The sequence below is a fragment of the Flavobacterium circumlabens genome (genome assembly GCF_004345565.1).
GTDB lineage: Bacteria > Bacteroidota > Bacteroidia > Flavobacteriales > Flavobacteriaceae > Flavobacterium > Flavobacterium circumlabens.
This window is the reverse complement of record NZ_SLWA01000003.1, coordinates 296,901-311,445: the sequence shown is the minus strand read 5'-3', so window position 1 is coordinate 311,445 and position 14,545 is coordinate 296,901. Positions and strand designations below refer to the sequence as shown.

The following is a 14,545-nucleotide window of genomic DNA, read 5'->3' as shown; positions in this document are numbered from 1 at the left end:
TACTTTTAACCTCCGGCAAACGGCGGCAATAAAGCCACAATATCGCTTGCCTGCAATTTGTAATCAGTTTCTTTTGGAATTATTTTCTGGTTGACCGCAACGCTGAAAACCATGGAATCCAATTGGTACTTTTCCTTTAAATCCTGCAATAAATCCTGCAGTGAGATATCCGAAGAAGCTACGTTTTCGAAAGTACGTTGGGTCTTTTCAGCAACAGCTCCAAAATATTTAATCTCGATCATTCTTCTAAATTTAAATTCTGAAAAATAAATTCATCTTCAAAATGTTCCTGAAAATAGGAAGTCAGTTTTGAGTTATTCTTTACCACTTCCCCGATCACAATAATGGCCGGAGATGAAAGATTATTTTCGGATACCAATTTAGCAATTGAACTCATGGTTCCTACTACTTTTTGCTCGGAATTTTTTGTTCCGTTTTGAATAATGGCAATTGGCAAATCATCTGTCCGGTTTTCTTTATAAATCGAAATGATCTGATCTAATTTGTGCATGCCCATCAAAATAACCACCGTAGCGGCTGATTTTGAAGCTAAATGAACATCTTTAGACAATTCATGATTGGAAGTAGTACCTGTAATGACCCAAAAACTTTCGGCTATTTGACGTTGTGTCAAACTAATTCCAACCGAAGCGGGAACACCCAGAGCAGATGAAATTCCGGGAACAACAGCTGTTTCCAGTCCAAATTTTTCTCCATATTCAATTTCTTCACTTCCTCTCCCGAAAATAAACGGATCTCCTCCTTTTAAACGTACTACATGGCCGTGACGATTCGCCATTGAAACAATCAAATCATTAATCTGATCCTGCGTATAGGCGTGACAGCCCAAACGTTTTCCAACAAAAATAATCTCTGCCTGTTCTGCATATTGCAATAATTCTTCGTTAACCAGAGCATCATATAACACCACGTCGGCATTTTTCAAAGCTTTTATTGCTTTAAGCGTAATCAGTTCAACATCTCCGGGACCTGCGCCTACGACTGTTAATTTTGGTGTTTTCAGGTCTTTCATAGTACTTAACTTAAATTGATATTCAGGTCGTTTAATTCATCAATCGAATTAATATTGCTCAAATGAAAATTTTCACTTTCGTCTATATTGATAATCTGATGGGGAATTTTAGCAATCAGATCCATCATTTTTAGTTCATCTGTCTCAATAGCTTCTTTTATAACGGGCAGCATTTTTTTAGAATAAATCCCGATTAACGGATGCACTTTACTTTCTGAAGCAAAAACAGTAACGCCCGCTTCATTGGTATGTTTTGAAATTAGCTCGGATAATAATTCGGTTGAAATTAACGGAATATCACAACTCAAAATCAAATTAAATTCGGTTTCCGAAGCTGTCAGTGCGGTATAAATTCCGCCCAAAGGTCCTTTATCAGTTATAATATCCGGTATCTTTTGGTACGGCAGATAATCGTATTCTCTCGTCGTCGTAATCAGTTTTATTTTTTCTGTGATGGGTAAAATCGCGTGAATGATATGTTCAATGAAAGGTTTTTTCTGAAACAAAACCAAACCTTTCTCTGTCTGCATTCTGGTGCTTTTGCCTCCACAAAGAATATATACTGTTAGCGTTTCCATGATTTTTTTGTTTCAGGTTTTAGGTTTTGCCAATCTTGTTTATTTTTTACATTTAATTTTTTTTTATACAGATTTTGTAGATTTTTATTTTTTTGATCTACATAATCATTTAATCTGTGGCTTATATTTTTAAAACCTTTTCAGGGAAAAATCAATTTTATACTTGCCATAAAAATGACGGTTCCCAAAACAAATTTTAAAGTTTTATTAGAGAAATAGCCGCTTCCGTAAAATCCGCCTAAAACTCCACCGATAACCGCAATTGGAACCAGGTAAAAACTTTCTGTCGGAATTGTTTTTCCTCCCAGAAAAAATCCCATTAATCCGGCAAATGAGTTTACAAATATGAATAAACTCGAAATTGCTGCCGATTCTTTGATGTTTGCCCATCCCAAAAACAATAAAATCGGACTCAGGATAATTCCCCCGCCAATCCCCAACATGCCGGATAATAATCCGATCGCAAATCCGATCATCAGGGCAAAAGGAATATGTATCGTAACCGCTTCTTTTTCTTTAAAATTAAATATGCCAAACAACCTCAGTGCTGCAAAAACCAATACAATTCCGAGGATAATTTTATAAACCGCATTATCCAGCGTCACAAAACCACCAATAAATGCAGCGGGTATCGAAGCAATTGCAAAAGGGTAAAAAAGCTTTGGCCTGAAATAATTCATACGATAATAAAAGAGAAATGAAATACTCGAAACAAACAAATTCAACAGCAAAGCCGATGGTTTCATAATCGCAACCGGAAACGCAAAAATCGTCATCAGAGCCAAATAACCCGACGCTCCCCCATGCCCAACACTGGAATACAAAAAAGCAATCACAATTAAAGCGAAGCTGAACAGTACAATGTTTTCGGTACTAAGGAGATTCATTGGTTTTGTTTCAGGTTTTTGTTGTTTCAAGTTTAAAGTTTCAGGTTTCAGGTTATGTCCCTAATTTACACACCACAATCTGCAATCTATTCTCTTTCTTCTATTCTCTTTCTTCTATTCTCTTTCTTCTATTCTCTATTCTCTTTACTCTCTTTTCCACATTCCACTAACCAATCGGCAATAACGTCACCAATTCCTCTTTTTTAAGCATTTCCGCATCATTAGGAACAATCAGTAAACTATTGGCAATTGCAAACGAATTGAGCATTGCAGAACTCTGACCACCCAAAACCTCAACGTGGGTTTCGTCATATAAGGCTTTCAGGAACAAGGTCTTTCCGGTTGTATTGGGAATATCTGCATTTAATTTCCGGATTAATTTTGGCAGGTGAATTTCAGAGAAACCCATTTTATTCCGGATGGCCGGATACACATATACGTAAAAATTAGTGAGTGAAGAAGCCGGATTTCCGGGCAGAGCAAACACTAATGTCTCCTTTCGTTTCCCAAAAAACATCGGTTTTCCGGGCTTTTGATTGATTTTATAAAACAGTTCCACTACTTCATTGGCTAGTAAGGCCTCTTTCACAAAATCATAATCTCCGACTGATATGCCGCCGGAAATTAAAACAATGTCATATTGGGGCAAAATCTCTTTTAGTGCTTTTTTAGTTGCTTTCAGCTTATCTTTTACGGTATAAACTTTCGTTTTTTTAATTCCGATGGTTTGAAGCGCAGCCTGCAGCATAATCGAATTACTTTCGAATATTTTTCCCTTTGGTAATTTCTTTCCGGATTCTACCAGTTCGTTTCCGGTTACTAAGAAGGCAACTTTCGGTTTTTTATAAACGGTTATTGCTGTAATCCCCAGGCAAGCCAAAAATCCTACTGCAGCAGGCGTAATCAAGGTATTCGCTTCAAAAACAACATCTCCCTTCTGAATCTGCTCACCTTTACCACGCACATTTGCAAATTGTTCCGGCATATTAGTAATCAGAATCGATTGCTCGTTTGCCATTACATGTTCCTGCATGACGACAGTATCTGCATCGTCGGGTACAAAAGCACCTGTAAAAATACGTACTGCCTCGTTGAATTCAAGTTTTGTATTCGAATGATCTCCAGCCTGTGAAATACCTACAACATCGTACTGATGCCTTCTACTGTGCGTAAAAGCATAGCCGTCCATGGCAGACTGGCGAAAAGGCGGCATTGCGATTGGCGCGTGTACTGTTTTAGCCAAAACGTATCCTAACGCTTTATTCACGGGGATTTTCTGCGTTGGCATTTTTGAACTGTTTTCAGCTACGATCGTTAAAGCCTCACTAACTTGTATCATGATTCAGAATATAAAACTAAGTATAAATACTTACCACAAATATAAGTATTTAATAATAGGATGAATAAAAAATTTAAATTTATTTTAATGTCTATAAAATTAGTCTAATTTCTTCAAAATCAACTTTAAAAACCGACCTGTTTTGAGTATAAAATTATAAAATGAACTCAAAAATGATCCTTCCCTGACGTTTTTTGTCTTTTATTATACTTTATGCAGCAATTAAAAAGGAGAAAAAAAAGTATAAAATACTACATTTAAATGTTTTATAAAAAATAATTTTAAGGTACGTGACGTTTTAATAAAAAATAACAATCTATTGATTTTCAATTAATTAAAATAAAAATAATATGATATATTATTTTATTTGCACTCTGAAAAAAAAATAATTAAACTTTTTTTTGGATTTTATTATATTAAAATTAACTTTGTCTATAGGATTAGTAGAGTTTATAAATAATATTTGAAACCAAAAAACTATATTTTGAAAACAACCGAAAGCATATCGTATTACATTTTACCTAAAAAATATACTTATAACACTTTTTGTTATATGTGCTTCTGTTGTTAAACCTCTCAACCTTATTCGGTCTGTTGATTATTTCCTAATCACAAAATCAATCTGATTCAAAGACGAATATTTAAAATTCACCACAAGAATACTTTATTGAAATTACAAAAGTCTGTTTAATGCATTGATTTGTATTGAGCTGATCTTAAAACGATACCTATAAATCCAAAAAAATTAATAACTAAAAAAACTAAGATGAAAAAGATGCAAAGCTGTTGCTGTAAATAAAAAAAGCCATTTCTGCGGCAACAGAAATGGCGAGGCTTAAAGAACATTTATCACTAAATCAAGGAAACATTCAGAGTGCTGAAAATTCAGCTCTCAGGGCGCCTTGTTAATTACTTAAACCATTACAAAGAAATGAAAAAAAATATAAATCTCATTTTATGGGTTACTATTTTGTTAACATCACTGCAATTTCAAGCACAAAATACAACACCGCTTATACAATCTAAACTCGACGGAACGGTAGTTGATGACATTACTAATCAGCCAATTATTGGAGCTTCAATAAATATTAAAGGTACAACTCACGGGGTTGTAACAGATGCTGAAGGAAAATTTTATTTTCAGACGGGTCAGAAATTTCCTTATACCTTAATCGTAAGTTATATTGGATACAAAAAACTGGAAATTGTAGTTGAAAAAAATCCGGTTACCATTCACTTAAAAGAAGAAAGACAGGAATTGGATGAACTGGTAGTGGTTGGGTACGGAACCCAAAAACGAAAAGACATTACAGGTTCTGTAGCTTCTGTTCCAAAAGCCAATTTATCTCAGGTCACTTCATCGGCAGATAACCTTTTAAGAGGTGCTGTTGCCGGGGTGGTAGTTACACAAAGTTCCGGCCGTCCGGGCGCCTCTTCAAGCGTCCGTATTCGTGGAGGAAACTCAATCACGGCGGGTAACGAACCCTTATATGTTGTGGATGGAATCCTGATTTATAACGATAACGCAAACAGTTCGGCAGGCGTATCTTTTGCCGGAGCCAGTATCAACGTATTATCGACTATAAATCCTGCTGATATTGAATCTATTGAAGTCTTAAAAGATGCTTCTGCAACTGCTATTTACGGTTCACGCGGTGCCAATGGAGTTGTCATTATTACCACCAAAAAAGGAACAAAGGGTCAGGACAATATTTCGTATCAGGGCTATTTTGGGTTTCAGGACATTACCAAAAAACTTCATTTAATGGATGCCAGCCAATGGGCAGGTTTACGTAATGATGTACAGGCAAGTATTGGCCAGGCCCCTTCTTTTTCTGCTGCCCAGATTGAAGCTTTCAAAACTTCTAACAATTACGACTGGCAATCTGCTGCATTCAGAAGCGCAGCTCCGGTGCAAAATCATCAATTATCTTTTTCAGGTGGTGACGACAGATCCAGATATGCGATCTCTGCCGGATATTTTGATCAGGAAGGAATTGTTCTCGGATCTGATTTTAAAAGAATTTCGCTTCGTATTAACTATGAGAAAAATTATTCCCAGAATTTCAAATTTGGTGTAAATGCAAATTACAGCAACTCCATTTCAAATGGCGTGGGCAGTAATGCAGCCGGCGGAAGGAATCCAAACCCTCTGGCGAGTGCGGTATTAACGGCCCCGGTTGTCCCGATAAAAAATGCAGACGGCAGTTATAACGTAACCTCTAATCCGTATGCAACTTCTGTTAATGGTTATGTTCCAAATCCTATTAATGATTTAGAAAATACAATTAACGAAACCAAAATCAACAGAATCCTCACCAGTTTATTTGGTGAGTATAAAATAACCAAAAAATTAACGGCTAAAGTTGCGGTAAGTGGTGACGTCATCAACACCAAGCAAAATTACTATGCACCTGCGAACACTTCAAACGGTGCCGGAACAAAAGGTTTAGCGTCTGTTGGAGACCGATTGGTAAGTTCTGTACTGAATGAAAATACGCTGAATTATAATACGACCTTCGGTGAAAACCATAAATTTTCCGCTTTGGCAGGTTACACGCTTCAATATACTCAGGGTGAAGTGGTAAATGCGGGTTCAAATACTTTTGTGAACGATGCTAACACGTACAATGCGCTTCAGGATGGTGTTGCTGTAAAACCGTATAGTGATGCCTTCGAAAGTGTTTTAAAATCATGGCTTGCGAGAGTCAATTACTCTTATAAAGGAAAATACAATTTTACCCTTTCTGCACGTGCAGATGGTTCTTCAAGATTTGGTTCTGAATCGCTTTGGGGTTATTTCCCGTCCGCAGGTTTTTCGTGGAATATTACAGAGGAAGAATTTGCCAGTAACATAAAAGGTGTAACGGAGGCTAAACTTAGAATTAGTGCCGGAACAACAGGAAACCAGGAAATTGGGAATTACCTTTCCTTAGCGTCAATGGGTTCTGTAAATTATGCTTTTGGAGGTACCTTATACACCGGACTGGCTCCTACCCGATTGGCAAATCCTGATTTGAAATGGGAAAAAACAGATCAGTATAATCTTGGTTTAGATTTATCCTTATTAGACCGAAAAATCAATTTTGTTTTTGATGTGTATTACAAAAAGACAAATGATTTATTAATCAGCGTTCCCGTGCCGCTTACTTCCGGATATGCAAGCGTTCTGCAAAATATTGGCGGTGTTGAAAATAAAGGGATCGAAATTGGTTTAACGACCGAAAATCTAAAAACCGAAAACTTCTCCTGGAACTCGAACATTGTCTTTTCTGCCAACAGAAACAAAGTAGTTTCTATTGGAAACGGAGTAAATCAGTTTTTCCCCGTAGTACCAAATGGTTCCTTATTACAACAACAGCCGGTAACGGTAAAAGTGGGTCTGCCTTTAGGAACTTTCTGGGGATACAAAACAAACGGAATTTTCCAGACTCAGGAAGAAATCAATACACAGCCGAAAATAAACAGTTTAGCCAACACAAAAGTGGGTGACCGAAAATATGTTGACACTAATGGCGACGGCGTTATTACAGCTCTTGACAAAGGAAATCTGGGAACTTCCCAGCCAAAATTTGTCGGAAGTTTCAGCAACTCGATTTCCTATCATGATTTTGATTTGAATTTCTCTTTCCAGGGATCGTATGGCGGAAAAATATTTAATGCTTTAAATCAGCAATTAGAAATTTCAACGCTCGGAACCAATGCTGCAACAACACTTGGAGACCGCTGGACACCAACAAACCTAAGTAATGAAATTCCGAGAGCGTCAAGTTCTCCGCTTGGAATTGTTTCGGAGCGTTATGTTGAAGATGCTTCTTTTCTAAGATTAAAATTAATCACGCTGGGATATACATTGCCCAAAAGCGTTTCAAAAAAATTCGGGGCAAAAAGCGTGAAATTCTATGTTTCTGCAGAAAACCTGATTACATGGACCAAATATACCGGTTATGATCCGGAGGTAAGTTCCTACGAGCAAAACAACTTATATCCGGGAATTGATTTTGGTTCTTATCCAAACTCAAAAACATTCATCTCGGGACTGAACGTAACTTTCTAAGTAAAAAAAATATAAAATGAAAAAGATCATAATAACATTCCTTTTAAGTGCCGGTCTATTTGTATCGTGCACAGATTTAGAGGTAACACCAACCTCTTTTGTAACCGAATCCAATTACTTCAAGACCCAGGATGATGCCGTAGCGAGCGTAACTGCTGTTTATGCTTCCTTAAACCTTGATCCGGGCGAGCAGAGTTTATTTGGCAGGAACCTTTATTTCTTAACCGATATGGGTTCAGATTATGCAGCAGCCGGAGTTTCTGCCACAAACCCGCAGGTAAGAGCTTTGAGCAGTTTAACACATGATGCCACTTCAGACCGTGTTCAGGTTGCCTGGAGGCAAATTTATGCCGGAATCAACAGAGCCAACGTTTCTATTGATAATATCCCAAAAGTTTCAGGATCTGAAGTCGTTAAAACCAGATTAATCAATGAAGCCAAGTTTATCCGTGGATTGCTTTATTTTCAGGCAGTGCGTCTTTGGGCCGGAGTTCCGATTGTTTTGCACGAACCGACTTCTATTCAGTTAGAAAGTTTAAAGTCCAGAAGAGCGACCGTTGATGAAGTTTACGCCCAGATCATTAAAGATTTGACTGATGCCGAAAACCTGCCAGGAACTTACGCTGCTGCAGATGCAGGACGTGCCACTTCCGGAGCTGCAAAAGCTATTTTAGCGAAAGTTTATCTGACCAGAAAAGATTATCCAAATGCAATTTTAAAAGCCAGAGAAGTTATCAACGGCGGATACGGATATGCTTTGTTCGAAAACTTTCAGGATATTTTTACGAAAACAAAAAAGAACGGAAAAGAGCATATTTTCTCTGTTCAGTTTGAGCCGAATCAGGCTGGAAACGGATCGAGCGGAAGTACCTTCCAATCCACATCATTTACCGGATTTACGGCTACAGAACCGGCAGATATTATCTCAGACGTGGCTTTGTTTTATGACATTTATGCTCCGGGAGACACAAGAAGAGACGTGAGTTATGCCAAACAATTGCTTAACCCGACTACCGGAACGCTTTATACTTTTCCGAAACCTATCTTCAAAAAGTACCTGGATTTAACCAATCTGGCAACACCCGGAAACGTAGCGATCAACTTCCCGATTATTCGTTATGCCGACATTTTATTGTCACTGTCAGAAGCCATAAACGAGCAGGGAGCGCCAACCGCCGAAGCTTATGAATTGCTTAATCAGGTAAGGCGACGAGCATTCGGAAAACCAATCACTACACCGGACCCGACAATCGATTTAGCAGGATTAGACCAGACCGCTTTCAGAGCCGCGATTCAGGAAGAACGCAAAAAAGAATTTGTTCAGGAAGGACAAAGATGGTTTGACTTAGTACGTTGGGGAACTTTAGTAACAGAAGTAAAAAAAGTCACTGCTAAAAACTCAGTTTCAGAAAAAAATAATTTATATCCAATTCCGCAAAGCGAAAGAAATATCGATCCTGTTGGTTTACCACAGAATCCGGGTTATAATTAAAGGCTTACACACAAATAAATAAAATGATTAAAAAACTGTTCCTTATTGCCTTGTTGGTTGTTGCACAATTTCAGCTATCTGCACAAAAAAAACAACCTAACATCATCGTCATTTTGGCAGATGATTTAGGTTTCTCAGATATTGGTGCCTTTGGCTCAGAAATTAAAACTCCAAACCTGAATAAGCTCGCTAAAAACGGGCTTATTCTAAACCAGTTTTATAATGCGGGGCGTTGCTGTTCTTCCCGGGCTTCATTGCTCACGGGTTTGTATCCGCACCAAGCAGGTGTTGGGGATATGGTTCAGGACAAGGGGTTTCCGGCCTATCAGGGATATTTAAACGAGCATTGCATTACGATTGGACAAGCACTCAAACTGGCAGGGTACAACACTATTGTTTCCGGAAAATGGCACGTTGGCTTAGTACCATCAGCCCGGGCGGTTAATCGGGGGTTTGATGATTCTTTTACATTACAAAACAATGGAAGCAGTTATTTTAACTCGCAGCCTTTGTATAACGATGGAAGAAGCGTTACTTTTTTGAAAGGAGATAAAGAAATTATTCGCACGGATACTTCTACCTATCTGACTCAGGAGATTACCAATTTTGCGATTAATGCTTTAGAAAAACAGCGAAAACAGCAACATCCTTTTTTTCTGTATGTTGCTTATAATGCTCCGCATTGGCCCATTCAGGCATTGCCGGAAGATATTGCAAAATACAAGGGCAAATACCTGGAAGGCTGGGATAAATTAAGAGCCCGACGTTTTAAAAAATTAAAAGAACAAGGAATCATTGATAAAAATTGGGACTTATCAAATCGTTTTGAAAAAGTGCCGGATTGGGAAAAACTAAGCCCAGAAGAAAAAGATAAATGGGATACCCGGATGGCAATTTACGCCGCCATGATAGACCGAATGGATGCCGGAATTGGAGAAATCCTGCAGAAAGTAAAGTCTTTGGGAGAAGAAAATAATACCCTTGTTCTTTTTCTTTCGGATAATGGAGGAAGCGCCGACGATGTAAAGAACTGGAATTATGTTACACAAAAAAATGGAACACCAGGTTCAGTTGCGTCAATTGACAGTTACGAAAGTCCTTGGGGAAATGTGAGCAATACGCCTTTTCAATTATTCAAAAAGAACACCCACGAAGGCGGTATTGCTTCCCCTTTTATTGCTTATTATCCAAAGCATATTAAGGCAGGTACACTAAGCAACAGGGTAAGTCATCTGATTGATATTTTTCCAACTTGTTTAGAGTATGCCCGTTTTCAATATCCGGATTCTTTTCAGGGAAAAAATCTCATCCCCTTAGAAGGTATTAGCTTAAAAAAGGAATTTGAAGGACAACAATCTAATGTGCATGAAGCCTTGTTTTGGGAACATGAAGGCAGCAAAGCGGTAAGAAAAGGCAAATGGAAAGCAGTAGCCGAAAACAATCAGCCTTGGGAATTGTACAATCTTGATACAGACAGAACAGAAACAAAAAACGTAGCAACATCAGAACCAAAACTGCTCAGGACCCTGATTGAATTACATCAGGAATGGTCATTAAAAGTAGGTGTCGAAGATTGGAATAAAATAAAATAACACATTTAAAATAGGGGTTACGTGATAAGTAAATAAATATAAGTCTAATCTAATATTTAGTACAAACGCACAAAACACCAGCTACCGAACGCAAATCTGCTCAGGGACTATTAAAAATTATTACTTAATCAACCAAAAAAATTATTTAAAATGAAAAAAATGAATAACTACAGTACAATCAAAAGTCCGGGCAAAGGGCTTTTGGTTACTGCATTGCTGGTCGCACAATTCGGTTTTGCGCAGACTAATCCGGATGCAGAATTTAAAGGAACAATTGGAAAAACATTAGCCGATTCTAAAGAATACTGGCCGGAACCCGTTAAAGCGCCAAAAGGTGCTCCGAATATTGTCTGGATTTTATTGGATGATGTTGGATTTGGAGCTTCAAGTGCCTTTGGAGGCCTGATCAGTACCCCAACTTTTGATAATCTGGCTAATAACGGTTTACGTTATACCAATTTTCATACCACCGCTATTTGTGCCCCAACGCGTGCGGCCTTATTAACGGGAAGAAATTCCGGAAGAGTGCATGAAAGCGGCTTTTCACACACGATATTATCGGCAGGTTTTCCGGGCTGGGACGGAAGAATTCCATCGGATAAAGGAACAATCGCAGAGATTTTACGTGATAATGGTTACAATACTTTTGCCGTTGGTAAATACGGAGTTACGCCGGACGAAGAGGCAACAGATGCAGGTCCGTTTGACAGATGGCCTACCGGAAAAGGTTTCGATCATTTCTACGGATTCCTGGGCTCACAGACCGATCAGTACAATCCCGATTTAGTGGAAGATCAGACCCATGTTAAACCGGACGGTCGTCATTTAAATGAATTGATTACAGACAAAGCAATCAGCTATATTCAAAAACAGCAAAAAGCAGCGCCCGGAAAACCATTCTTTTTATACTATGCACCGGGAGCAGCGCATGCCCCTCATCAGGTGGCTGCAAAATGGAGTGATCCCTACAAAGGAAAATTTGATGAAGGATGGGATGCTTACCGCGAAAAAGTAATCGCCAACCAAAAGAAATTAGGGGTAATTCCGGCCAATGCCGTATTGCCGGAACGCAATCCGCTTATTACGGACTGGAAAAAGCTAACGCCGGAGCAAAAGAAAGTATATGCCAGATTTATGGAAGTCTATGCCGGATTCCTGACGTATACCGATGCTGAAATTGGAAGAGTTGTCAATTACCTGAAAGAAAGCAATCAGTTAGATAATACCCTGATATTTGTAGCGATTGGAGACAATGGGGCAAGCAAAGAAGGAACTACAGAAGGAACAATCAATCAAAGTTTGTTTTCCCAGGGCTCTTCCGATGAAGAAAACCTGAAGAAAAACCTAACGAATATTGACGAAATCGGTACTGCAAAAGGGCTAAATACCAATTATCCGCTAGGATGGGCACAGGCCACAAACGTTCCTTTCAAAAACTGGAAACAAGATGCGCAGTCTGAGGGAGGAACTCATAATCCGCTGATTGTTTATTACCCAAATGGAATTAAAGAAAAAGGCGGGATCAGAAACCAGTACAGCCACGTAACCGATTTACTGCCGACAACTTTGGATATTGTTGGAATTAAAGCTCCGGAATATATTAAAGGAATCAAACAGGATATTATCCAGGGATCTTCTTTTCAGGCTTCAATCGACAATCCAAAAGCAGAATCGCTGCATAAAGTGCAATACTATTACATTTTTGGAAACAGAGCAATTTACAAAGAAGGATGGAAAGCCGGAGCAGCACATTTACCGGATTCATTTGCTGTAAAAAAAGCGTTGGGTAAAAACGAAAAACCTGCTCAAAGTAATTTCGATACGGATGTTTGGGAATTGTACAACCTCAACGAAGATTTTAATGAGCGTAACAACCTGGCCAAAAAATATCCTGAAAAACTGGCCGAGCTTCAAAAATTATTTGATGAACAGGCAAAAGAAAACAATGTTTATCCGCTAATCGACTGGCAGGATGTGTACAACAGAAGGATTCACAATACGGGAGCCGACAAAGGCAAAACCCTACAGGATTTAGTAAAACAAGTAACTAAATCCGGAGATACAGAAAATACGAAATAAGGATTTTTACCACCTGCAAGGTTTTGAAAAACTTACAGGTTAACAAAAAAATGGGCAGCAACAAAAGCTTCCAACTATTCAAAAAGTTAAATAATAATAAAAAGAGAGCAGTATTTAACAAATTTATTGAAAACCGGAAAATAAAATTCTACTAAATCCATAGAATTAAAATGTTTTTATTTTATTTTTGTGACGCTATCCAATTTATTGATTTTCAGAGCAAGTAAAAAAGCCTGAAACTGAAATGAAACAATCAAAAAAGTAATAACACACAAATAAGGTAATCATGAAACGAGCAGACTATGAAATTATCGGAAAAAAGATTGTCGTTGGGGCAATTGTATTTTTAGTTCCACTAGCCATTCTGGCCGGAGGTTTAGCATTAATAAATCAATTTTTAAAATAAGAAATCATGGCAATAGTTCAAAAAGAAAAACTAACAAGAGATTTAAGCATCAGTCTTTTAATCTACAGCTTGCCTGTAGTGGCAATTTTCCTTTATTTTAAATTAACGAACGGTCTTGTGAGTGAATCACATATCACATTACCATCGTTTTTAGAATTCGCAAAACCCGCATTTGAAAATATCCGCACCTGGGGATTAACCGCTTTTATGCTGATTCTGGGAGTTATCGAATTTACCGCAGGTTTATACGACGACGAGTGGACAGGCGAAGAGCGTAAAGTAGATATCATTTGTTTCCTGGCCCCAAAATTGCTTTTACCACCCGTAATTGCTTTTTTTAGCTTAACAGCTCTGCCTTACCTGATTCCGAATCTGGCCAATACACTTTCATGGGTTCCGTTCTGGGGCGGATTTTTCCTGATCGCCATAGCCGATGATTTAACACAATACTGGTACCACCGTTTGCACCACCAGGTTCCGTTTTTATGGCGTTTTCACAGAACACATCACTCTGCTCCTTATATGGGAATGGCGATGGCTTCGAGACAAAACTTTATCTATACGGTTTTCTTCTCTCAAATTTATTTGACTGCCACTTTAACGTATTTGGGCTTGGGATTACCTGCTTTGTTTGTATTGGTGATCAAAAGTTTCATCACTTTAGGAGCACATTCAAGCATTGCCTGGGACAAGCCATTTTACAAATACAAAGTATTACATCCGATTGCATGGGTTTTAGAGCGTTTGATCTCGACTCCTGCAACACACCATGCGCATCACGCCGATACAAGCGGAGATGGTGTCGGACACTTTAAAGGCAACTTCGGAAACATGTTTTTCATCTGGGATATCATTTTTGGAACGGGGTTGATCACGCGTAAATTCCCAAAATCATACGGAATGAAATCGTACAAACAAGAAGAATGGTATGCCCAGTTTTTATGGCCCATATTCAAATCTAAAAAAGAAGGAAGTGCTTTGGCAGAAGGCGTTTTATCTGTTCCGCTAAAAACAAAAGCAGAAACTCTCGTTGCCGCAAGTCCGGTGTATTACGAGGAACCGGCTCAGGTATAAATTGGGCA

The 14,545-nt window shown here is 38.4% G+C and carries 10 protein-coding genes; 5 read left to right on the top strand and 5 right to left on the bottom strand.

Annotated features, from left to right (window positions below; genetic code table 11):
• Positions 1–5: 5 nt before the first annotated feature.
• The 5 genes from EV142_RS09640 to EV142_RS09620 form a co-directional block, all read right to left on the bottom strand.
• Positions 6–242: a MoaD/ThiS family protein gene (locus EV142_RS09640; RefSeq protein ID WP_132034907.1), complete on the bottom strand. Its 237-nt coding sequence runs from the start codon at positions 240–242 to the stop codon at positions 6–8.
• On the bottom strand, positions 239–1,033 hold the full coding sequence (cobA, locus tag EV142_RS09635) for a uroporphyrinogen-III C-methyltransferase (protein WP_132034905.1): 795 nt from the start codon (positions 1,031–1,033) through the stop codon (positions 239–241). The genes EV142_RS09640 and cobA overlap by 4 nt, the downstream gene beginning before the upstream one ends.
• Positions 1,034–1,038: 5 nt before the next feature.
• Positions 1,039–1,611 (bottom strand): molybdenum cofactor guanylyltransferase, encoded by a 573-nt coding sequence (locus EV142_RS09630; RefSeq protein WP_132034903.1) that lies wholly within the window; start codon positions 1,609–1,611, stop codon positions 1,039–1,041.
• 140 nt (positions 1,612–1,751) lie between these two features.
• Positions 1,752–2,498 carry a sulfite exporter TauE/SafE family protein gene (locus tag EV142_RS09625; RefSeq protein ID WP_132034901.1) on the bottom strand — a complete coding sequence of 249 codons (747 nt, stop codon included), beginning with the start codon at positions 2,496–2,498 and terminating at the stop codon, positions 1,752–1,754.
• A gap of 166 nt (positions 2,499–2,664) precedes the next feature.
• Complete coding sequence (locus EV142_RS09620) at positions 2,665–3,837, bottom strand: molybdopterin molybdotransferase MoeA (RefSeq protein ID WP_132034899.1); 1,173 nt, start codon at positions 3,835–3,837, stop codon at positions 2,665–2,667.
• A 931-nt stretch (positions 3,838–4,768) separates the two neighbouring features.
• On the opposite strand from EV142_RS09620, the gene EV142_RS09615 reads away from it, so the two are divergent.
• The 5 genes from EV142_RS09615 to EV142_RS09595 all read left to right on the top strand — a co-directional run bounded on the left by EV142_RS09615 (position 4,769) and on the right by EV142_RS09595 (position 14,537).
• Positions 4,769–7,894 (top strand): SusC/RagA family TonB-linked outer membrane protein, encoded by a 3,126-nt coding sequence (locus EV142_RS09615; protein WP_132034897.1) that lies wholly within the window; start codon positions 4,769–4,771, stop codon positions 7,892–7,894.
• A 16-nt stretch (positions 7,895–7,910) separates the two neighbouring features.
• Positions 7,911–9,386 carry a RagB/SusD family nutrient uptake outer membrane protein gene (locus EV142_RS09610; RefSeq protein WP_132034895.1) on the top strand — a complete coding sequence of 492 codons (1,476 nt, stop codon included), beginning with the start codon at positions 7,911–7,913 and terminating at the stop codon, positions 9,384–9,386.
• A 23-nt stretch (positions 9,387–9,409) separates the two neighbouring features.
• Complete coding sequence (locus EV142_RS09605; protein ID WP_132034893.1) at positions 9,410–10,978, top strand: arylsulfatase; 1,569 nt, start codon at positions 9,410–9,412, stop codon at positions 10,976–10,978.
• A 159-nt stretch (positions 10,979–11,137) separates the two neighbouring features.
• Positions 11,138–13,057, top strand: coding sequence for an arylsulfatase (locus EV142_RS09600; protein ID WP_238698686.1), 1,920 nt, complete (start codon positions 11,138–11,140; stop codon positions 13,055–13,057).
• Positions 13,058–13,469: 412 nt separating this feature from the next.
• Complete coding sequence (locus EV142_RS09595) at positions 13,470–14,537, top strand: sterol desaturase family protein (protein ID WP_132034889.1); 1,068 nt, start codon at positions 13,470–13,472, stop codon at positions 14,535–14,537.
• Positions 14,538–14,545: the final 8 nt, after the last annotated feature.

Coding starts and splice junctions, on each gene's coding strand:
- EV142_RS09595 (WP_132034889.1), top strand. CDS start 13,470: ATGGCAATAGTTCAAAAAGAAAAACTAACAAGAGATTTAAGCATCAGT.
- EV142_RS09630 (WP_132034903.1), bottom strand. CDS start 1,611: ATGGAAACGCTAACAGTATATATTCTTTGTGGAGGCAAAAGCACCAGA.
- EV142_RS09600 (WP_238698686.1), top strand. CDS start 11,138: ATGAATAACTACAGTACAATCAAAAGTCCGGGCAAAGGGCTTTTGGTT.
- EV142_RS09640 (WP_132034907.1), bottom strand. CDS start 242: ATGATCGAGATTAAATATTTTGGAGCTGTTGCTGAAAAGACCCAACGT.
- EV142_RS09610 (WP_132034895.1), top strand. CDS start 7,911: ATGAAAAAGATCATAATAACATTCCTTTTAAGTGCCGGTCTATTTGTA.
- EV142_RS09615 (WP_132034897.1), top strand. CDS start 4,769: ATGAAAAAAAATATAAATCTCATTTTATGGGTTACTATTTTGTTAACA.
- cobA (WP_132034905.1), bottom strand. CDS start 1,033: ATGAAAGACCTGAAAACACCAAAATTAACAGTCGTAGGCGCAGGTCCC.
- EV142_RS09625 (WP_132034901.1), bottom strand. CDS start 2,498: ATGAATCTCCTTAGTACCGAAAACATTGTACTGTTCAGCTTCGCTTTA.
- EV142_RS09620 (WP_132034899.1), bottom strand. CDS start 3,837: ATGATACAAGTTAGTGAGGCTTTAACGATCGTAGCTGAAAACAGTTCA.
- EV142_RS09605 (WP_132034893.1), top strand. CDS start 9,410: ATGATTAAAAAACTGTTCCTTATTGCCTTGTTGGTTGTTGCACAATTT.